Here is a 21,214-nt window from a genome sequence, read left to right as displayed (position 1 = left end):
AGCGCAAAAGGAGCCCCGCATGGATTGCCCGGTCACCGCTCGTCCCACCGTTATCGTTATCTCCGATTCGCTCGGCGATACCGCTTGTGAGGTGGTGCTTGCGGCGTCCGGGCAATTTGATGAAGGGGCTTTTCGTCTCTTGCGCCTGCCCAAGGTGACCTCGGTGGAGCAGGTCAAGTCATTTGTGGGGCCGCGCGTCGATGCCGACCATCGCGATGTCGCCGTGTTCCATACCATTGTCGATCCGGCGCTTCGCGCCCGCGTGCTCGATTACCTGGGTATGCTGCATATCCGTTCGGTCGACCTGATCGGCCCGACGCTTGCCGTGCTGTCGTCGCTCATCGGTGTGCCGCCCAAGTGCGTTGCGGGCGTGATTCACAAGACCGATGACCGCTATTTCCATCGTATCGAGGCCATGGAGTATTTCGTTGAGCACGATGACGGTCGTGGTTGCGACGATCTGTCGGGTGCCGATATCGTGCTGCTGGGTGTGTCGCGTACATCCAAGACGCCGCTGTCGATGTATTTAGCCTATCAGGGCTACAAGGTCGCCAATGTCCCACTGGCGCATGGCATGGAGCCGCCCAAGTCGATTTACGAGGTTGACCCGATGCGCCTGTTCGGCTTGATTTCGACCGTCGATGTGATTTCCGAGATTCGCGATAGCCGCTTGGGCGACGACTACGCCCGCGCCGTCGCAGGCTCCTATGCCGAGCCCGAGAGCGTGCGTAGTGAGCTTGCGGAAGCCCGCGCGCTCATGAAACGCCTGGGCTGCTTTGTAGTGCGTACCGACGGCAAAGCCATCGAGGAAAGCGCTGCCGAGATCATTGCTCATCTCGAAGAGATTCAAGAGGCAAGAGCCCGCCGTGCCGCCCGCCGCGCTCAACAGCAGTAGTCCTTTCTGTGACGATTTTTCTGGGACGGGGATTAAAAAATCATTAGGTACTCAATGATTTTTTAATCCCCGTCCCAGAAAAATCATCGGAGTGGCTAAATAGCCTGAATTGATAAAGCGATTTAGCAAAAACATCGCATCTGACCTGCATTCTTCTTGTAGTGGTATCTTCATAAGGTAACCAACTTTACCTACCGTTTACCGCTAGTTTTAGCACGTTTACCAAACCGCGCACCCTCTGCTCAAGCCTGCCCAAAACCCGCCGTATAGTTCCCTCACGGCCCGCATCCGGCGGGTCGATTCGTTACCACGGTCGTGCGCGTAAGCGCATGGAAGGGGAAGTATCGTGAGCGATTGCAAGAGGGTTTACCGTTTTGGAACCGACGCCCAGGGCACCTGTGTCACCGAGGGCGACAAGTCCATGAACTTCGTGCTTGGCGGCAAAGGCGCAAACCTTGCCGAGATGAGCCGCATCGGCCTGCCGGTTCCCGGTGGCTTTACCATTACCTGCCAGACTTGTGTCGAGTACTCCGGTGCCGGCAACGTGTGGCCCGAGGGCGCACTCGATGAGATCGTTGCCGCCGAGGCGGACCTCGAGGCCCGTTGTGGCAAGAAGCTCGGCGACGCCTCCGACCCGCTGCTCGTGTCGGTTCGCTCGGGCGCTCCGTTCTCCATGCCCGGTATGATGGACACAGTCCTCAACCTGGGCCTCAATGACGATTCCGTTCAGGGCCTTATCGCCCAGACGCAAAACCCGCGTTTTGCCTGGGATAGCTACCGCCGCTTTATCCAGATGTTCTCCAACGTCGTCATGGGCGTCGACGCCGACCTGTTCGAGAACGCTCTGACCCAGGCACGCTTGGTCGCCGGCGTTCGCGTCGATTCCGAGCTTTCGGCCGAGGACCTGCAGGGGCTCGTCGAGACCTTCAAGGGGATCTTCTCCGACAACGTCGAGGCCGCCCTGTACCCCGAGCTCGAGGTCGCTGACGGCAAGCCCGTCTTCCCGCACGACCCGGAGCTCCAGCTGCGTCTTGCCATCCAGGCCGTCTTTGGCAGCTGGATGAACGAGCGCGCCTGCATCTACCGCAAGCAGCATGGTATCTCCGACGAACTCGGCACCGCCGTCAACGTTCAGGCTATGGCCTTTGGCAATAAGGGCGAGACCTCCGCGACCGGCGTCGCCTTCACGCGCAACCCGGCCGACGGCACCAAGGAGTTTTACGGCGACTTTCTGGTTAACGCCCAGGGCGAGGACGTCGTCGCCGGCATCCGCAATACCGAGCCCATCGCCGACCTCAAGACCACCCCGGGCCTCGAGTCTGCAGGTGAGGAGCTCGAGCGCGTGTTCCTGACCCTCGAGGATCATTATCGCGATATGTGCGATATCGAGTTCACCATCGAACAGGGCAAGCTCTGGATGCTCCAGACCCGCGTGGGCAAGCGTACCGCCACGGCCGCCCTGCGCATCGCCATCGAGATGGTCGAGGAGGGCCTGATCACGCGCGAGGAAGCCGTGGGGCGCATCGACCCCGCACAGCTCGATCAGCTCCTGCACCCGCAGTTCGATGCCTCCAAGAAGTATGAGGCACTTGCTACCGGCCTTAACGCCAGCCCCGGTGCCGCCGTGGGCGAGGTTGTGTTCTCGAGCGATGACGCCGTCGCGCGCGCCAACGAGGGTCACAAGGTTATCCTGGTTCGCTGGGAGACCAACCCCGACGATCTGAAGGGCATGGTCGCTGCCGAGGGCATCCTCACCAGCCATGGTGGCAAGACGAGCCACGCGGCCGTTATCGCCCGCGGCATGGGTACACCCTGCGTCTGCGGTGTCGAGCGCTTCCACATCGACGCCGCCGAGAAGGTCGTGCACATCGATGGCAGCGACCGCGTACTGCACGAGGGCGATGTCATCTCCATCGACGGTACCCAGGGCATCGTCGTCGATGGCGCTGTCGATTTGGTCTCCGCTGAACTCACCGGCGATCTGGACACCATCCTGTCCTGGGCCGACGAGATTCGCCTGGACGAGACCTGTGGCCACGCCAACCATGTGCGCGTCAACGCCGACAACCCTGAGGATGCCGCACTCGCCCTCGAGTTTGGCGCCGAGGCCATCGGCCTGTGCCGCACCGAGCACATGTTCCTGGGCGATCGTAAGAACATCATCCAGAGCTTCATCCTGTCCGACGACGAGGCCGTGAAGCAGCAGGCCCTGGCCGACCTGCTCAAGGTCCAGACCGAGGACTTCCTAGCCATGTTCAAGACCATGTCCGGTCGCGATGTGGTCGTTCGCCTGCTTGATCCGCCGCTGCACGAGTTCCTGGATAATCCTCGCGAGCTCGAGGTCGCCATCACCAAGAAGGAGGCCGCCGGCGCTCCCGAGGAGGAGCTCACTGCCCTGCGCGCCCGCCTACGTCGCATTGACGGCATGGTCGAGTCCAACCCCATGCTGGGCTTGCGCGGCGTGCGCCTGTCCGTCGTCTTTGGCGATCTGCCGCTCATGCAGGTCCGCGCCGTGGCCACGGCTGCTGCCCGCCTTATCAAGGATGGTGTCGACCCACGCCCCGAGATCATGGTTCCGCTCGTTTCCATCACGGCAGAGCATGTCCAGACCCGCGAGGTCATTGAGCGTGCCATCGCCGAGGTTTCCTCCGAGGAAGGTGTCGAGCTCAACATTCCCGTGGGCACGATGCTCGAGCTGCCGCGCGCCTGCATGGTCGCCGACGAGATCGCCCATCACGCAGATTTCTTCTGCTTTGGCACCAACGACCTCACCCAGACGACCTTCGGCTTCTCCCGCGACGATGCCGAGGCCAAGTTCATTCCGCTGTACCTGCACAAGAAGATCCTGAAGGACAACCCCTTCGAGACCATCGACACGGCGGTGCTGGAGCTCGTGCGCTTGGCCGTCGAGAAGGGCCGCGCCACCAATCCCGACATGCACTTTGGCGTGTGCGGCGAACACGGCGGCGACCCCAAGTCCATCAAGGGCCTGTTTAACGTGGCCGACGTGGACTATGTGTCCTGCTCGCCCTACCGCGTGCCCCTCGCGCGCCTAGCTGCCGCCCAGGCCAAGCTCGAGGCCAAGCGTTCCGCCTAGCGTTTAGCGTTTAGACGCCTAGCGTAGCCCCCCCTTCATACCGCCCGTCTCATTCGTGAAGCGGGCGGTTATCATGTGCGGGTTTTGTCTTTTTGTCTGCGCAAAAAATTGTTCTTGCAGCAGAAACCCGCGCGTGTATACTCGAATACGTTTGTTCAACTACGTGCCGGCCAAGGTGGTACGGCACCTCTAGAAGAGTAAGGAATTGCACATGGATTACATCCGCGCAATCGAGCGTCAGCAGATCCGCGAGGACATTCCTCAGGTTCGCGTCGCCGACAACGTCAAGGTTCACTACCGCATTAAGGAAGGCGACCGCGAGCGCATCCAGGTTTTCCAGGGCGACGTCATCCGCATGGCCGGCGCCGGTGCCCGCGAGACCTTCACCGTCCGCAAGATGTCCTTCGGTGTCGGTGTTGAGCGTACCTTCCCGCTTCACAGCCCCAAGATCGCCAAGCTCGAGGTCGTTCGCCATGGTCGCGTCCGTCGCGCCAAGCTGTACTACCTCCGCGACAAGGTGGGCAAGGCTGCTCGCATCCCCGAGAAGCGCTAAGAAGATCGCAGCGTCTGTCCACTCGTTTGGACACAAGGGTCACCTTCGGGTGGCCCTTCTTTTTATCTGATTTGCATGCAAGGAGGGCCTGGTATGGCCAACATGACGAGCTCGGTTTCGGCATCGCAGGTTGCCGGTGAGTTGGCGAGCGCCACGTTCGAGGAGATTCCCGCCCTCGTGGAGCATTATCGCGAGGATCCGCGCCAGCAGGTGATCAAGGCTTGCGAGCGTGCCCTTAAGCGTCATGCCAAGGAGCTTGCCGAGCGCGAGCGCGTCAACGGCATGTATCAGCTTATGCATGAGCTCGGCGGTGATGGTTTGGTCGTGGGCGTCGACGAGGTGGGTCGCGGATCGGTGGCCGGTCCTTTGACGGTATGCGCCGTCTGCCTTCCTATGGAGCCGCGCGTCTGGGGCATCAACGATTCCAAAAAGCTCACGCCGGCGCGCCGCGAGTTGCTCTCAGTGAAGATTGCCGAGGTGGCGACGGCAATTGGTTTTTGCCATATCGCGCCTAAGGATATCGATGAGATGGGCATGGCCCGCGCCATTCGAGCCACTGTCGCGGGCGCCGTGGCCGATACGGGGCTCGAGCCCGATTGCGTGCTTATGGACGGTAACCCCTTGGGCGCCGTTCCCAACGAGCGCGACGTGGTGAAGGGCGATGCCAAGATCGCCTGTATCGCCGCGGCGTCCATCATGGCCAAGGTCACGCGTGACGAGATGATGGTCGAGTACGATGCCGAGTATCCCGAGTACCATTTGGCCGAATCGAAAGGCTACGCAAGCCCCGAGCACATCGAGGCCATTCGCAAACATGGACTTTGTCCGCTGCACCGCGTGAGCTTTTGCGGAAACTTTCTGCAGACTGAGCGCCTTTTCTAGGTCAATTGTGGAGACAGGGACCTCAGGGGTTTTATAAACCTGCTGGTAGCGGGCCGTATGCAACACCATTGCTGCGTACGGCCCGTTTTTTGACGGCATTTGGTCAGCTTTTGGTTTGCTTCCGGTACTTACCCGCATGAAAGGTGCCCTCATCATCGGGGCAATGCAGCGTGCGGGAAAGGAGACCCCATGAGTGCCGCAAGCAAAAAGAGCAAGACGCAGCAGCTCAAGGAGCGTTGGGAAAACGGCGAGCTCGACTGCGGGGCGATGACGCCCGAGTTTATCAAGGGACTCAGTCCCCGCGAGCTGGGCATGCTGGGCGAGCTGATCACCATCGACTACTTTAACGAGCGCGGCTACACCTTGCTGGAGCAGGGTTATCGTTGCACCGAGGGCGAGGCCGATCTGGTGCTGCTCGATGAGCTCGACGATGTCGTGGTGATGGCCGAGGTCAAGACCAGACGCGTCGCACTGGATTGCAGCACGCGGGTCTTTCCCGAGGAGGCCGTGGACGCCCAAAAGCAACGCCGCTACCGCCGCATCGCAAGTTGCTACCTCATGGAACATTATCCACTCAAGGCGATTCGCTTCGATGCCGTGGGCGTCACCATCCGCGGCGGGCATATCGCCGAGATCGAGCATCAGTACAATGCGTTCGATTGGCAGGTGTCGTGATGGCGTTCGAGACGTTTGCCGTTCACGCGGCCTGCATCCGCGGCGTCGAGGCGATTCCCGTCACGGTCGAGGTCTCGCTTGCCGGCGGCGTTCCGGGCATTCAGATGCTCGGCATTCCGAGTATGGAGGTGATGGAGTCACGCGGTCGTATTCGCTGTGCGATGCGCTCCGCCGGGTTCGAGATCCCGCGCTCGGGCATTACGGTCAATCTGGCGCCCGGCGATATTCGCAAGACCGGTAGCGGCTTTGATCTGCCCATCGCCATCGCGGTATTGGCGGCCGATGGTCAGATTCCCCGCGACAACCTCGATCGTTGTCTTATCGCTGGTGAGCTTGGCTTGGACGGTACGGTGCTTCCTGTCAAGGGCGAGGTGGCGTTTCAGCTATTGGCGCGTGATATGGGGCTGTCCTTTATCGCCGGCAGGTCCGATCAGCATGTGCCGCTTGCGGGCGTGGATTGTGGATTCATCGATCATTTGTCTCAGCTTGCCCATGGCATGGGCGATGCCGCGCGGCACTACTTGGATTCTGAAGTGCTCGAGGCGACCTTTGAGCCCGAGCTCGACTATGCCGACGTACTGGGGCAGGAGGTCGCCAAGCGCGGCATGGCGCTTGCGGCGGCAGGAGAACTCGGCTTGCTCATGATCGGGTCCCCGGGATCGGGCAAGACGATGCTCGCGCGTCGTATGACCGGCATCCTGCCCGAGCTTTCCGTTGAGGATCAACAGGAGGCGCTGTGCATCCATTCGGTTTTGGGTGAGAACATTGATGGCTTGTTGGCAGGGCACCGGCCCTTCCGCAGTCCCCATCACAGTATTTCGACCGCAGGTCTTATCGGCGGTGGGCGCCCGGTGCACCCGGGTGAGATCAGCCTTGCTCATGGCGGCGTGCTCTTTTTGGACGAGCTTGCTGAGTTTCCCACGGGTGTGCTGCAGACGCTGCGTCAGCCCATCGAACGCGGCTACGTCAGGATCGTACGCGTCGACGGGGCTTTTACCTTCCCGTCGCGCTTTCAGCTGCTGGCTGCGAGCAATCCCTGCCCCTGCGGCTTTTTGGGCGATCGTGAGGTACCGTGTCGCTGCTCGGCGGCGATGGTCGAGCGCTATCGGTCTAAACTGCGCGGTCCTTTGGCCGACCGTATCGACATGATGATCGATGTGACCCGTCCCGACCCTCAGGTGATTATCGAGGGCGCGGAGGGTATGTCGTCAGCTGAGTTACGTGACTACGTTGTGCGCGGTCGCGCTTTTCGCGCTTGGCGCGAATCCCGTATGGACGATGCTGATGCCGAGGCCGAGGATGACGAGACACGGTCCATTGACGGCGTCGTTTCGACCTTTGAGCTCGATGATGCGGCGGAAAGGTGTGTGCTCGGCCTGTCGAAGCGCACGCATCTCACGGGCCGCGGCATCGTGCGCCTGGTGCGTATCGCGCGTACCATCGCCGACGTCGCCGAGAGCGAGCAAGTGACGCAGGACCACGTGCTCGAGGCGGCGATGTACCAGGGAAGGAGGGACCAATGATGGCCGAGGGGACCTTCGAGCTGCATCCAGGTGACGCGTTGTATCCCGAGACCGTTTTGGAGCTTTCTGATGTACCCCAGACACTCTATGTGCGCGGCAACCCCGAGGTGCTTTCGACGCCCGCGCTCTCCATCATCGGCGCGCGCAAGGCCTCTCCGTATGGTCTTGCCGTGGCAGAGCTTGCGGCAAAGGTTGCGGTCGAGGCGGGCGTGACGGTAGTTTCGGGCGGCGCGGTCGGTTGTGACCAGGCCTCGGGTTGGGCTGCGGTCAATGCCGGCGGCAAACACGTCGTGGTGCTGGGGACGGGCGCCGACGTGGTCTACCCGCGTTCGAGCGCGGGGCTTATTACGCGCACGCTCGATACGGGTGGCGCGGTCGTGTCGATCTCTCCGTGGGGCATGGGTCCGCGCAAGTTTGCCTTTCCGCGCCGCAATCGCGTAATCGCGGCCCTGTCGCAAGCCCTCTTTGTATCCGAGGCGGGTATGCCTTCCGGGACGTTTTCTACAGCCGAGGCTGCTATGGATTTGGGGCGAGAACTTCTTGCCGTGCCAGGGTCGATCCTATCGCCCGAGTCGCGTGGCACGAATTACCTCATTGCGAACGGTGCCTGCTGCATCATCGACGAGGAATCTATCGAGATGGCTATTTCACGCATCTACGGCACCCTGCGCTACTCGCGCCCCGATGCTCCCGGCATTGCCGACCTGGATCAAACACAGCAGACCGTGATGCATGCGCTCATAGCCTCTCCGCTCAAGGTCGACGACATCGCGGCGCTCGTCTCGCTCGATGCCGTCGGCGTACTCAAACTCCTGGGTTCGCTTGAGCTCGATGGTCTTATCGAGCGCATGATGGATGGAAGGTATGCGCCCTCCAAGTTTGCCCTTCACGCTCAGACACCCTTCGGTCACAATGGAAAACATGTCAATTAGAAAGGTGTTTGCAGATGCTGTTTGATCAGGTGACGGTTATCGGTGGCGGTCTGGCGGGTTCGGAGTGCGCGATTCAGCTGGCAGATCGCGGGTTCGCCGTAAGGCTGTGCGAGATGCGCCCCCAGGTTAGCTCCCCGGCCCACCATACCGATCACCTGGCAGAGCTCGTCTGTTCCAATTCGTTTAAGTCGACCCGTCCGGATTCCGCGGCTGGATTGCTGAAGGCCGAGCTTGAGCGCATGGGTTCAGTCCTGCTCGATTGCGCCCATCGCGCGGCTGTTCCCGCCGGTGGCGCCTTGGCGGTCGACCGCGTCAAGTTTTCCGAGTTTGTCGAGGCCGAGGTTGCCGCCCGTCCCAATATCGAGATCATTCACGGCGAGGTCACGCAGATTCCCGAAGGTCACGTGGTCATTGCCGCCGGCCCCTTGTGCTCGCCGGCGCTGAGCGAAGAGGTCATGAAGCTCGTCGGTGGCGACGCCCTTGCGTTCTTCGATGCCGCGGCGCCGATCGTCGATGCCTCCACGCTCGATATGGACGTGCTGTTCTCGCAGTCGCGCTACGAGGAGCAGGGGAGCGGCGACTATCTCAACGCTCCGCTCAATAAGGAGGAGTACGAGGCCTTTATCGAGGCGCTTACCACGGCCGACCGCGTGGTGCTCAAGGACTTTGAGGGCGGCGATCTGTTCCAGGCCTGCCAGCCTGCCGAGGAAGTTGCGCGCACCGGCAAGGACGCCATTCGCTTTGGCGCCATGAAGCCTGTCGGCCTCACCGATCCGCGAACCGGTCGTCGTCCCTGGGCGGCGATTCAGCTGCGTGCCGAGAATAAGGAGAAGACCGCCTATAACCTGGTGGGCTTCCAGACCAACTTGACCTTTGGCGAGCAGAAGCGCGTCTTCCATATGGTGCCGGGCCTGGAGAACGCTGAGTTCTTCCGCTACGGTGTCATGCACCGCAATACCTTTGTCGACGCCCCGCACGTGCTCGATGGCACCTTTGCCGTGCCCGGTACCGGCGTGCGCCTGGCCGGTCAGATCACCGGCACCGAGGGCTATATGGAGGCCGTGGCGACCGGTCTGCTCGCGGCGCTCAACACCTATGCCGAGGCTATCGGTGCCGCGGGCGTCGAGCTGCCGCGCGTGGGCGCCCTGGGCGCGCTCGTGGGCTATGCGACCGATCCGGCAACGGTGGGCTATCAGCCCATGCACGTCAACTTTGGCTTGGTGCCGCCGCTCGAGGACGGCAAGCGCCGCAGTAAGCGCGACCGCTACCAGGCCTATGCGGACCGTGCGCTCGAGGCTCTTGATGCCTATCTGGCAACTCGCCCCGATCTGTTTGGAGGCGACCGTTCATAGCCTTTGACCTGTACGACACCGTCGACTCGTTTATCGCCTATATCGCACGTGTCGAGGGACTTTCTCCCAACACGGTGACGGCCTATGGCTCGAGGCTGGAGCGCTTTGCTGCCTGGTGCGAGCGCGAGGATATCGATGCTTTCGCTGCCGACGTGCGCACCATTCGTCGCTATCTTGCCGAGCTTTCGCGTGAGCAGGTTGCTCCCCGAACGCTTGCGGCGCATCTGTCGGCTATCCGATCGCTCTATCGATGGATGGCTGCCGAGGGGGTCGTGGAGGGCGATGCGGTCTCGGCAATTTCCTCGCCCAAGCTCCCGCGCGATCTGCCCGGTGTGCTGACGAACCAACAGGTGGAGGCGCTCCTCAAAGCCCCCGATACCTCAACTCCCGCGGGACTGCGCGATGCGGCGATGCTCGAACTGCTCTATGCATCCGGCGCCCGTATCTCTGAGCTCGCAGCACTCAATGTGGAGTCCATCTCTTGGTCCGAATGCACGCTGCGCCTGTGGGGCAAGGGGAGCAAAGAACGTATCGTCCCTCTGTATCGTCGTGCGCTCGAGGCGACGCGCCTCTATATTGAGGAGGGGAGGCCGGAGTTGCTCGCTCGGGCAAAGCGCCGTGACCCCGCTACCGGGCCGCATCCGCTGCTTATATCGGCGCGCGGCAATCGCATGAGCGCTGCCATGCTTCGGCGGCGGTTCCATACGCTGGCGACGCTCGCCGGCATTCCGGCCGACATCGCCCCGCATGCGATGCGCCATACCTTTGCGACCGACTTGCTCGAGGGCGGTGCGGACCTGCGCTCGGTTCAAGAGCTGCTGGGTCATGCGAGCCTGTCCACGACGCAGATCTACACGCATCTCACGCCCGATCGGCTTAAGCGGGCCGTGGCTCAAGCCCATCCCCGCGGCGAATAGTGGCTGGGACGTCCTGCGCCGCACTCAGGTGTGTGGTTTTGATTGCGGGTTGGCAGGAAGATGCATTCCTGCTATCATTCATCGGGTTGCTTCACGGCAACAGGTTTTTATCACGCACGCGCGGCTACTTCATACCGTGGTGCCCGGGCTTTGGTAGCACATGTCCGGGTTGGTTTTGGAGGATGACCCCGCGCGGAGGCAAACCACAGGAGGTTTAACATGGCTACCAAGATTAATATCCGCACCCTGCTCGAGGCCGGCTGCCACTTCGGTCACCAGACCCGTCGCTGGAACCCCAAGATGAAGCCGTTCATCTTCGGTGAGCGCAACGGCATCTACATCCTCGACCTCAAGCAGACCATCCTCGACGCCGACCAGGCCTACACCTTCGTCAAGAACGTCGCCAAGGGTGGCAACGTGCTGTTCGTCGGCACCAAGAAGCAGGCTCAGGAGGCCGTCAAGAACGCTGCTGAGCGCGCCAACATGCCCTACATCAATCAGCGTTGGCTCGGCGGCATGCTGACCAACTTCGTCACCATCCGCTCCCGCATCAACCGCATGGAGGAGCTCGAGGCCATGGTCGAGGACGGCCGCATGGCAGTGCTCCCCAAGAAGGAGCAGGCTGTGCTCGGCAAGGAGCTCACCAAGCTCCAGACCAACCTCGGTGGCGCCCGCGACATGAAGGGCCTGCCCCAGGCTCTCTTCGTCATCGACACCAAGCGCGAGGAGAACGCCATCAAGGAGGCCCAGCGCCTGAACATCCCCGTCGTCGCCCTGATCGACACCAACTCCGATCCCGACGAGGTCGAGTACGGCATCCCCTGCAACGATGACGCTATCTCCGCTGTCACCCTTATGTGCGAGCTCATGGCTGACGCCTGCCTCGCTGGCTCCGGCAAGGAGCAGGTCTCCGAGGCCGAGATGGCCGCTGAGCCCAAGGCCGAGTAAATCAGTCTTAGTTAATTCTTTTTCATCTCTTTGAAAGGAACCACAATGGCCCAGATTACCGCCGCTATGGTCAAGCAGCTCCGCGAGATGACCGACTCCCCGATGATGGAGTGCAAGAAGGCTCTCGTCGAGGCTGACGGCGACATGGACGCCGCTGTCGACGTTCTGCGTAAGAACGGCCTTGCCAAGGCTGCCAAGAAGGCTGGTCGTGAGACCAACGAGGGCGCTGTCGCCGCGTTCGTCTCCGAGGATGGCAAGACCGGCGCTCTGCTCGAGCTCTCCTGCGAGACCGACTTCGTTGGCTCCAACGCCAAGTTCACCGGCTTTGCTTCCAAGGTCGCTGAGGTTGTCGCTACCACCGAGCCTGCTGACGTCGACGCTCTGCTCGAGAAGCCGATGGGCGAGGAGACCGTTTCCTCCGAGCTCACCGAGATGATTCACATCATGGGCGAGAACATGAAGATCTCCCGTTTCGCCGCCCGCAAGGCCGAGAACGGCGCGCTCGCTTCTTACATCCACATGGGTGGTAAGATCGGCGTCCTCGTCGAGTTTGCCTTCGAGAAGGCTGAGACCGCTCAGGCTGAGTCCTTCAAGACCTTCGCTCACGACGTTGCTCTTCAGGTTGCCGCCGTCGCCCCGATCTGCGCTACCCGCGATCAGGTCCCGGCCGAGACCGTCGAGCACGAGAAGCAGATCTACATGGCTCAGGCTGCCGAGTCCGGTAAGCCCGAGGCCATTCAGGAGAAGATGGCTGTCGGCCGTCTGGAGAAGTTCTACAAGCAGTCCGTGCTCACCGAGCAGGAGTTCATCAAGGACAGCTCCCTCACCATCAAGAAGTACGCTGAGCAAGTCTCCAAGGAGCTCGGCGACACCATTACCGTCGTTGCCTTTGACCGTCTGGTCCGTGGCGAGTAAATAAGCTCTTGTAGCTGGTAATGAGCAGGCTGTGGGTTTTACTCACAGCCTGCTTTTTCATGGCTCTTCTTAGTGCCTTTGATAGAATGTTGAGAGTTCAATCTAAAGGAGGATCGCTTTGTCCGACATCCGATATAAACGCGTGCTTCTGAAGCTTTCCGGCGAAGCGCTGATGGGCGACGGCCAATATGGCATCGACCCCAAGGTTACCGATCATCTTGCCAAGCAGGTCAAGGAGCTGCTCGCCGTTGGCCATGAGGTCGGCGTCGTTGTCGGCGGCGGCAATATTTTCCGCGGCATGGCAGGCGCTGCCGGTGGCATGGAGCGTGCTCAGGCCGACTACATGGGCATGCTCGCGACCGTTATGAACGCGCTCGCCCTGCAGGATGCTTTCGAGCATAACGACGTTCCTTGCCGTGTGATGAGCGCTATCCAGATGAACGAGATCTGCGAGCCCTATATTCGCCGTCGCGCCATCAACCACCTTTCCAAGGGCAACGTCGTTATTTTTGCCGCCGGTTCGGGCAATCCGTACTTTACGACCGACACCGCCGCGGCTCTTCGTGCGTGCGAGATCGGCGCCGAGATTCTGATTAAAGCCACCAAGGTTGACGGCATCTACGACAAGGATCCCGTCAAGTGCGCCGATGCCGTCCGTTTTGACAAGATTACCTATCACGAGGTTCTCGTTCGCGGTCTGCAGGTTATGGATTCCACAGCTACGGCCCTGTGCCAGGATAACCGTATGCCTATTTTGGTCCTCAACATCGATGGCGAGGACACCGTCAAGCGCGCGCTCGCGGGTGAGCCCGTCGGCACGCTCGTCTATCAGGAGGATTAAGCATGGCAGAGAACATCACCGCCCATATGGACAAGTCGCTCGAGTCCCTCAAGCATAACTTCTCCAAGGTCCGTACCGGTCGTGCCAACGCCAACATTCTGTCCGACATCACCGTCGATTATTACGGTGTCCCCACGCCGGTCACGCAGGTTGCCGCCGTCAAGACCCCCGAGGCTCACATGCTGCTCATCGAGCCGTGGGATAAGGCGCTCATCAATGCTATCGTCAAGGCCATCGGCGCTTCCGATCTGGGTATTACCCCCAACTCCGATGGCACCGTCGTTCGTCTTCCGTTCCCGGCTCCCACTGAGGAGCGCCGTCGCGAGCTCGTCAAGGAGTGCCGCGAGTACGCCGAGCAGGCCAAGGTGTCTATCCGTAACATCCGTCGCGACTTCAACAACAAGCTCGAGCGCGATGAGGAGCTCACCGAGGACGACGTACGTCGCGAGCAGGCCAAGGTCCAGAAGCATACCGATGAATATGTCGCCAAGGTCGAGGAGCTTCTGAAGGAAAAAGAAGCCGAGGTCATGGAGATCTAAGGTGCAATACGACGAGCATAAACTGGTCGAGTACTTTGCCGACGCCCCTGCGGGCGTCGGTTTTTCCGACCTTGACCTCAATAACATTCCGCACCATATCTCGTGCATCATGGACGGCAACGGTCGTTGGGCCACGTCGCGCGGTCTTGCACGCACCGAGGGCCACAAGGCGGGTATCGTCTCGCTGCGCGAGATCATTACCGCCTGCGTGCGCCTGGGCGTCGACGTGCTTTCGGCCTATGCATTTTCGACCGAAAACTGGAATCGACCGCAGCACGAAGTCAACGTTCTGATGCACCTGTTTGCCAAGACGTTTATCGACGAGCTGCCGCTTCTGAAGCGCGAAAATGTGCGCGTAGTCTTTTTGGGTGACATTTCCGCGCTGCCCAAGAAGACTCGCGACGTTTTTGAGCGCGGTCTTGCCGAGTGCGCCGATCACACCGGTATGACGCTGGCGCTTGCCGTCAACTACGGCGCGCGTGCCGAGATTACCCGCGCTGTCCGTCAGATCGCATCCGACGCTGCCGCCGGTAAGATCGATCCTGCCGCAATTGATGACGACATGGTGGCTTCCCACCTCTATACCGCCGGTCTTCCCGATCCCGAACTTGTGATTCGCACCTCTGGTGAGCTGCGCCTTTCGAACTATCTGCTGTGGCAGGTGGCTTATTCCGAATTCTACATCACCGATACCTATTGGCCCGACTTTGATCGTTGGGGCCTTGTCGACGCCATTTTGGCCTATCAGGGCCGTGACCGTAGGTTTGGTGGACTGAGCAAGACCGAGGAGGCTTAATCGTGTCCGATCGTCCCAAGGCATCTGCTCCCAAGACGCCAGTTTCCGCGGCGCCTGCGCGCAAGGCTGCCACTGCGGGAGCGCCTGCAGCGAAGAGCGGCACCGGTTCGTGGCTGGCGGGCTTTATTACCCGTGCCGCCGCCGGTATCGTCTACGCCGTTGTCTTTATCCTGTGCCTGGTTTTGGGTATCGTGCCCACGGCCATCTTTGTTTCTGTCATGAGCGGTCTGTGCTGCTATGAGTTTTTCCGTATGACAAGGCTCGATGGCAAGATGGCTAACGAACGCATGGGTATCGCTGCCGCCGTACTCTTTCCGCTGTCGGCGTTGGGCGATTCGATGTTGCTGAATGCCCTGCTTTTTGCCTTGATGCTCGCTGTGGGCATTTGGTATGTCTGGTCGCCGCGTACCCGCATCTCTGATGTGGCCGTGACGCTCATGGGTCCCATCTACACTGGCTTTATGCTGTCGGCTATCGTGCTGCTGCGCGATGCCGTGCCCGGTTTTGCCGGCGCCCTGCTTTCAGTGGGCGTTTGCGCGTCCCTTTGGGTCTCCGATTCGTTTGCCTACATCGTGGGCAGCCGTATCGGCAAGCACAAGATGGTTCCCAAGATCTCCCCCAAAAAGAGCTGGGAGGGGTTTGCCGGCGGCATCTTGGGCTCGGTTTTGATTTGGCTCATCCTGTGGGCGACGCACTTCTACAAGCTCAGCCTGCCCTATGCGCTGCTATGCGGCGTGGTCGTGTCCATTCTGGGCGTTATCGGCGACCTTATCGAGTCGCGCATCAAGCGCGGTGTGGGCGTCAAGGATTCCGGCAACCTTATCCCGGGCCACGGCGGAATGCTCGATCGTAGCGATTCGCTTATCTTCGGTTGCATCACCGCACAGCTGTTGCTGATGATCGGAGGCGTGCTGTAATGTCCTTCCAGACGACGTATGGCCCCGATGGACGCCTTCGCGTTGCCATCCTGGGTTGTACGGGCTCTATCGGCACCCAGGCGCTCGATGTGTGCCGCCAGCATGCCGATCGCCTGCAGGTGACGGCGCTGTCCGTTAATTCCAGCACCTCGGAGCTCGTTGCCGCTGCCCGCGAGTTCTCGGTTCCGGCGGTTGCCGTTGCCGATGTCGCTCATGGCGATGACGCCGTGCTGCAGGAGTTGCCCGAGGGCACACAGCTCGGCGTTGGCGCGCAGGCGGTTTGCGAGCTCGCGCGTCGCGACGATGTCGACTGTGTGCTCGTCGCTATTGTGGGCGCCGCCGGTCTCGAGGCGAGCCATGCGGCCTTGACCTCGAATAAGCGCCTTGCCCTTGCCAACAAGGAGTCCCTTGTCGTCGGTGGCGACTTGCTTATGCCGTTGGCGCAACCGGGCCAGCTTATTCCGGTCGACTCTGAGCATTCCGCCATCTACCAGTGCTATCTGGGGGAGAACCCGCGCGAGGCCCACTGCATTTGGCTCACCTGCTCGGGCGGTCCGTTCTTTGGCCGCACGCGCGACGAGCTCGATCGCGTGACGCGTGCCGATGCCCTCGCGCATCCCACGTGGGCCATGGGTGCCAAGATCACCATTGACTCCGCCACCCTCATGAACAAGGGCCTGGAGCGCATTGAGGCCATGCATCTGTTTAACTGCGACCTCGATTTCATTAACGTGGTCGTGCAGCGTCAGTCCAAGATTCACTCTATGGTCGAGTTCGCCGACGGCTCCGTGATGGCGCATCTCGGTGCATCCGACATGCGTATTCCCATCCAGTTCGCGTTCTCGTATCCCGAGCGTTGGGATACTCCGGCGCCTCGTATCGATTTCCGCGAGCTGGGGCAGCTCACGTTTGATGCTGCCGACATGGATACCTTCCGCTGTCTGGCACTGGCCGAGCGTGCCGGCAAGACGGGTGGCACCATGCCGTGCGTGCTCAATGCCGCCAACGAGGTCGCCGTCGATGCCTTCCTGCACGATGGCTGCAGCTTTACCGATATCGATCGCATTGTGGAATCCTGCATGGACGCCCACGATATGCAGGTGGTCGATTCGTTTGAGCAGCTTCGCGACATCGATGCGTGGGCGCGTGAAAAGGCTGCGCAGGTGCTCGCCGCAACCCGTTCCTAACCCATAAGGATTGCTTTTTCGTTTTATGGATACTGTTCTGAGCGTTCTCTCATCGGTCTTTTGGGGCCTGCTGATGCTTTCCGTCCTCGTGTTTTTGCACGAGGGCGGCCACTTTTTGGCGGCGCGCGCCTGCGGCGTCCGTGTGACCGAGTTCTTTTTGGGTCTGCCGTGCCGCTTTGACATCCATTACACGTCGCGTCGCATTGGAACCAAGTTTGGCGTGACCCCGCTGCTGCTGGGTGGCTACGCTGCCATCTGCGGTATGGATCCGACCGATGTTTCGTGCGCCGACCGCGTGCTCGCGGCTATCTATCGTCATGGTCGCGTGACCGTGGCCGACCTTGCTGTCGAGCTCGAGCTTTCCGAGGAGGATGTGCTCGAGGCATGCGCCCTTTTGCTGGGCTGGGGCTCCATCGCGCCCTGGTATGAGGAAGGGGAGAAGCCCTCGCCGAGCTACTATCCCACCAAATATCAGACGTTGCCGCGAGACAAGGCAGGCTATACCACCTTTGATGGTCGCCGTTTCGATCGCGAACATGCGACTGCCGAGGGCGATGTGTGGGAGCTGCCGTGCGGCGAGGCCGAGTTCCTTGCGCAAGAGCGCTCGCACACCTATCTTGGCCAAGGCTTTCTCAAGCGCGCCTTTATGCTGCTCGCGGGCATTATCGTCAATATCTTGACGGGTTTTTTGCTCCTTATGAGCATCTATTCCATTGCGGGTGTCACCGTGCCGATGGATACCAACGTGATCGGTCAGGTTGACGAGGGGTCTATTGCCGCCAAGGCGGGTATCGAGGGCGGTGACGCGATCCTTTCGGTTGACGGTGTCTCATGTTCCACTTGGATGGATGTCTACGATGCCATCGGCAAGGCTGCCGGTAAGGACGATATCGCCATCGAGTACGAGCGTGACGGCAAGCAGCATTCGACCACGGTTGCGCTCAAAGAGGACGAGCGCCTAGGTGTGTATGCCTCTACGCAGGTGGTCCGTTTAGACCCCATCACGTCGGCTCGCCTGTCGTTCTCCTATGTCGTGCAGACAGCGGATGGCGTGATGCGCCTGCTCCAGCCGCAGCATACGATGGAGATTCTCGATCAGTCTTCTTCGATCGTGGGTATTAGCGTTATGTCCTCACAGGCCGCTGCTGCCGGCCCTGCCACGTTCCTTTCGTTTGCCGCCCTCATTTCGTTCTCGCTTGGCTTTATGAACCTGCTGCCCATCCCACCACTCGATGGCGGCAAGCTGGTCATCGAGATCATTCAAAAGATTGCGGGCCGCGAGCTGCCGCTCAAAGTGCAGACAATCGTCAGCTATGTCGGCATCGCGCTCTTTGCACTGCTGTTTGTCTATATGCTTCGTTCCGACATCCTTCGTTTTATTCTGTAGGGGAGTGTTTGGATTGTCTTTATCCCATCCTTTGCCGCGCGAGCTGACGCGCCCCGTGCATGTGGGCGGCGTGCAGATCGGCGGCGGCGCGCCGGTCGTGGTCCAGTCTATGACCTGCACTGATACCGCCGATGCCCAGGCAACGCTTGGGCAGGTTCGCGCGTTGGCGCAGGCGGGCTGCGATATCGTGCGCGTGAGTGTACCCACCGAGGCCGCGCTCGAGGGCTTTCGTACCATCTGTGCTGAGTCCCCGGTGCCGATCGTCGCTGATATCCACTTTAACCATAAGCTCGCCATTGGTGCCGTTGAGGCCGGTGCCGCCAAGCTCCGCATCAATCCCGGCAACATTGGCGATTGGGCCAAGGTCGATGCCGTGATCGATGCCGCGGGCGCTGCTGGGTGCGCGATTCGCATTGGCGTGAACGCGGGCTCGCTTGAGCAGGATATCGCCGAGCGCGAAGACCTCACGCAGCCCGAGAAGCTCGTGATGTCTAGCGAGCGCTTTGTGCGGCACTTTGAGGACCGCGGCTTTAAGAACATTGTGCTTTCGGCCAAGGCCCATAGCGTGCAGACGACGCTCGATACCTATCGAGCCCTGTCGCGTGAGATTCCCCACGTTCCGCTTCACCTGGGCGTAACTGAGGCAGGTACCAAGCTGCAGGGCACCATCAAGAGCTCAGTGGGTCTTGGTATCCTGCTGTCTGAGGGTATCGGTGACACCATGCGCGTCTCGCTCACGGCCGATCCGGTTGAGGAGCCGCCGGTCGCCTGGGGAATTTTGCAGTCGTTGGGCCTGCGTCGCCGCGGCCCCGAGATTGTCTCGTGCCCTACGTGCGCCCGCTGTCAGGTTAACCTGATTCCTATCGCCGAGGAAGTAACCGAGCGGCTTAAGAACTATACCGCGCCGCTCTCGATTGCCGTCATGGGATGTGCCGTTAATGGCCCCGGTGAGGCTTCCGATGCCGACCTGGGCGTTGCTTGCGGACGTGGTCTGGCCCTGCTCTTTTCGCATGGCCAGATCATTGGTAAAGTAGCTGAGGATCAAATTGTCGACGCGCTTATGGCCGAGGTCGACAAACTAATTGAGGAGAAATAAATGACCCGAGCAATGTATATGTCTAAGCTCTATGCGCCGACGCTCAAAGAGGATCCGGCCGACGCCGAGCTTGCAAGCCATCGTCTGCTGCTTCGTGCCGGTATGATCCGCAAGGAGGCCGCCGGTCTCTATTCCTATCTGCCGCTCGCTTGGCGCTCGATTCGTAAGATCGAGAACATCGTGCGCGACGAGATGGACGCCGCCGGCGCCCAGGAGCTCATGATGCCCATTATGGTCGATGCCGAGCTGTGGCGTGAGTCCGGCCGCATCGATGCCTATGGCAAGGAGCTCGTGCGCTTTGACGACCGTCATGGTCGCGAGTTTGTGCTGGGCCCCACGCATGAGGAAACCGTCACGGCCCTGGTGCGCAACGAGCTGCGCTCCTATAAGCAGCTGCCCGTCAACCTGTACCACATTCAGGACAAGTTCCGCGATGAGTTCCGTCCCCGCTTTGGCCTGATGCGCGGTCGCGAGTTCATCATGAAGGACGCCTACAGCTTCTCTGCCACGCAGGAGAGCCTGCAGGAGGAGTATGACAAGATGAAGCAGGCCTACGCCAACATCTGCGAGCGCTGCTACATCAAGGCTCTGCCCGTTGTCGCCGACTCTGGCGAGATCGGCGGCGACACCTCTGTCGAGTACATGGCTCTGGCCGACGCCGGCGAGGCCTCGCTCGTCTACTGCGACGATTGCGGCTTTGCTGCCGATGACGAGGCTGCAAGCACCAAGGTCGTTGTGACCGAGGGCCCCGGCGACGGCACGCTTACCAAGGTCGAGACTCCGGGTATGGGCACCATCGAGGCCGTCGCCAAGTTTTTCGGCTTCCCCGAGAACGGTACGCGCAAGTCGCTGGCGTTGATCGACGCCGAGGGCAAGCCGGTCGCTGCCATTGTCCCGGGCGACCACGAGCTCAATGACTGCAAGGCCGAGCATGTCTTTGGCAAGGGCTATCGCATGATGACCGACGAGGAGCTTCAGGCGAACGGGCTGCACAAGGGCTTTATCGGACCGGTCAACCTGCCCGAGGGCATCCGTCTGGTGTGCGACGAGAGCCTGCGCGAGTCCAGGCAGTGGGCCTGCGGTGCCAACGAGGTCGACTATCACTTTACCGGTGCCTGCCCCGATCGCGACTTTACCGTCGATGAGTGGGCCGACCTGGTTACTGTCGTTGCCGGCGATCCCTGTCCGCACTGCGGCAAGCCGCTCTCTGCTGCCCGCGGCATCGAGGTTTCCCAGGTCTTCCAGCTGGGCACCAAGTACTCCGAGGCCATGGGTGCCACCTTTATGGACGAGGACGGCAAGGAGAAGCCGCTTATCATGGGTTGCTACGGCGTTGGCGTGTCTCGCTCGCTCGCTGCCGTCGTGGAGCAGCACAACGACGAGCACGGCATCGTTTGGCCGGTCTCCGTTGCCCCGTACGAGGTTGCGGTGATTCCGCTCGACCCCAAGAAGGAGGAGTGCGCTTCTGTCTGCGAGCAGATCGTTGATGGCCTGTGCAGCGAGGGTATCGAGGTCGTCGTCGACGATCGCGATGAGCGTCCCGGCTTTAAGTTTGCCGACAACGACCTTATGGGCTTCCCGTATCAGGTGGTGCTCGGCAAGCGTGGCCTTAAGAACGGCACCGTCGAGCTCAAGGACCGTGCCACGGGCGAGCGCGAGGACGTGGCGATCGACGAGGTCGTTGCCAAGGTTTCCAAGCTTGTGAAGGCGGCACGCCGTTAATTGGCGATTTCGCTTGTAGTTCGATATACGGGACGGCCCC

General features: G+C 60.9%; 19 protein-coding genes. All 19 read left to right on the top strand.

What is annotated here, in order from left to right; genetic code table 11:
• The first annotated feature begins 19 nt into the window (after positions 1-19).
• The 19 genes from DW661_RS01965 to DW661_RS01875 all read left to right on the top strand — a co-directional run bounded on the left by DW661_RS01965 (position 20) and on the right by DW661_RS01875 (position 21,174).
• A complete protein-coding gene (locus DW661_RS01965) occupies positions 20-895 on the top strand; it encodes a pyruvate, water dikinase regulatory protein (protein WP_117637236.1) in 876 nt (291 codons plus the stop codon).
• 346 nt (positions 896-1,241) lie between these two features.
• On the top strand, positions 1,242-3,992 hold the full coding sequence (gene ppdK, locus DW661_RS01960; RefSeq protein ID WP_118934346.1) for a pyruvate, phosphate dikinase: 2,751 nt from the start codon (positions 1,242-1,244) through the stop codon (positions 3,990-3,992).
• Between the two features lie 211 nt (positions 3,993-4,203).
• Positions 4,204-4,545 carry a 50S ribosomal protein L19 gene (gene rplS, locus DW661_RS01955; RefSeq protein ID WP_006236098.1) on the top strand — a complete coding sequence of 114 codons (342 nt, stop codon included), beginning with the start codon at positions 4,204-4,206 and terminating at the stop codon, positions 4,543-4,545.
• A gap of 93 nt (positions 4,546-4,638) precedes the next feature.
• Positions 4,639-5,427, top strand: a complete 789-nt coding sequence (locus DW661_RS01950) for a ribonuclease HII (RefSeq protein WP_118934344.1) — start codon at positions 4,639-4,641, stop codon at positions 5,425-5,427.
• A gap of 189 nt (positions 5,428-5,616) precedes the next feature.
• Positions 5,617-6,102, top strand: coding sequence for a YraN family protein (locus tag DW661_RS01945; protein WP_035138570.1), 486 nt, complete (start codon positions 5,617-5,619; stop codon positions 6,100-6,102).
• A complete protein-coding gene (locus DW661_RS01940) occupies positions 6,102-7,625 on the top strand; it encodes a YifB family Mg chelatase-like AAA ATPase (protein WP_118934342.1) in 1,524 nt (507 codons plus the stop codon). Before DW661_RS01945 ends, DW661_RS01940 begins: the two co-directional genes overlap by 1 nt.
• Positions 7,622-8,557 carry a DNA-processing protein DprA gene (locus tag DW661_RS01935; RefSeq protein ID WP_370448133.1) on the top strand — a complete coding sequence of 312 codons (936 nt, stop codon included), beginning with the start codon at positions 7,622-7,624 and terminating at the stop codon, positions 8,555-8,557. The genes DW661_RS01940 and DW661_RS01935 overlap by 4 nt, the downstream gene beginning before the upstream one ends.
• A gap of 14 nt (positions 8,558-8,571) precedes the next feature.
• On the top strand, positions 8,572-9,909 hold the full coding sequence (trmFO, locus tag DW661_RS01930; protein WP_117766657.1) for a methylenetetrahydrofolate--tRNA-(uracil(54)-C(5))-methyltransferase (FADH(2)-oxidizing) TrmFO: 1,338 nt from the start codon (positions 8,572-8,574) through the stop codon (positions 9,907-9,909).
• Positions 9,906-10,826, top strand: coding sequence for a tyrosine recombinase (locus DW661_RS01925; RefSeq protein ID WP_118934340.1), 921 nt, complete (start codon positions 9,906-9,908; stop codon positions 10,824-10,826). The genes trmFO and DW661_RS01925 overlap by 4 nt, the downstream gene beginning before the upstream one ends.
• Before the next feature lie 219 nt (positions 10,827-11,045).
• Positions 11,046-11,774: a 30S ribosomal protein S2 gene (gene rpsB, locus DW661_RS01920; protein WP_006236109.1), complete on the top strand. Its 729-nt coding sequence runs from the start codon at positions 11,046-11,048 to the stop codon at positions 11,772-11,774.
• A 45-nt stretch (positions 11,775-11,819) separates the two neighbouring features.
• Positions 11,820-12,689 carry a translation elongation factor Ts gene (gene tsf / locus DW661_RS01915; protein WP_022094736.1) on the top strand — a complete coding sequence of 290 codons (870 nt, stop codon included), beginning with the start codon at positions 11,820-11,822 and terminating at the stop codon, positions 12,687-12,689.
• Positions 12,690-12,807: 118 nt separating this feature from the next.
• Positions 12,808-13,530 (top strand): UMP kinase, encoded by a 723-nt coding sequence (gene pyrH / locus DW661_RS01910; protein WP_040359955.1) that lies wholly within the window; start codon positions 12,808-12,810, stop codon positions 13,528-13,530.
• A 2-nt stretch (positions 13,531-13,532) separates the two neighbouring features.
• Positions 13,533-14,069, top strand: coding sequence for a ribosome recycling factor (gene frr, locus DW661_RS01905; protein WP_006236112.1), 537 nt, complete (start codon positions 13,533-13,535; stop codon positions 14,067-14,069).
• Position 14,070: 1 nt separating this feature from the next.
• Positions 14,071-14,865, top strand: a complete 795-nt coding sequence (locus tag DW661_RS01900) for an isoprenyl transferase (protein ID WP_118934337.1) — start codon at positions 14,071-14,073, stop codon at positions 14,863-14,865.
• A gap of 2 nt (positions 14,866-14,867) precedes the next feature.
• A complete protein-coding gene (locus DW661_RS01895) occupies positions 14,868-15,782 on the top strand; it encodes a phosphatidate cytidylyltransferase (protein ID WP_233502344.1) in 915 nt (304 codons plus the stop codon).
• Positions 15,782-16,969 carry a 1-deoxy-D-xylulose-5-phosphate reductoisomerase gene (gene dxr, locus DW661_RS01890; protein WP_117564265.1) on the top strand — a complete coding sequence of 396 codons (1,188 nt, stop codon included), beginning with the start codon at positions 15,782-15,784 and terminating at the stop codon, positions 16,967-16,969. Before DW661_RS01895 ends, dxr begins: the two co-directional genes overlap by 1 nt.
• A 25-nt stretch (positions 16,970-16,994) precedes the next feature.
• The gene (locus DW661_RS01885) at positions 16,995-18,356 is read left to right on the top strand and encodes an RIP metalloprotease (protein ID WP_117564266.1); all 1,362 of its coding nucleotides are present in this window, start codon (positions 16,995-16,997) and stop codon (positions 18,354-18,356) included.
• Positions 18,357-18,369: 13 nt separating this feature from the next.
• Positions 18,370-19,452, top strand: coding sequence for a flavodoxin-dependent (E)-4-hydroxy-3-methylbut-2-enyl-diphosphate synthase (gene ispG / locus DW661_RS01880; protein WP_118934335.1), 1,083 nt, complete (start codon positions 18,370-18,372; stop codon positions 19,450-19,452).
• Positions 19,453-21,174, top strand: a complete 1,722-nt coding sequence (locus tag DW661_RS01875) for a proline--tRNA ligase (RefSeq protein ID WP_233547433.1) — start codon at positions 19,453-19,455, stop codon at positions 21,172-21,174.
• Positions 21,175-21,214: the final 40 nt, after the last annotated feature.

The organism is Collinsella sp. AM24-1, assembly GCF_003470325.1.
Classification (GTDB): domain Bacteria; phylum Actinomycetota; class Coriobacteriia; order Coriobacteriales; family Coriobacteriaceae; genus Collinsella.
The sequence above is the reverse complement of the archived record's forward strand: the minus strand, read 5'-3'. Positions and strand labels throughout refer to the sequence as shown.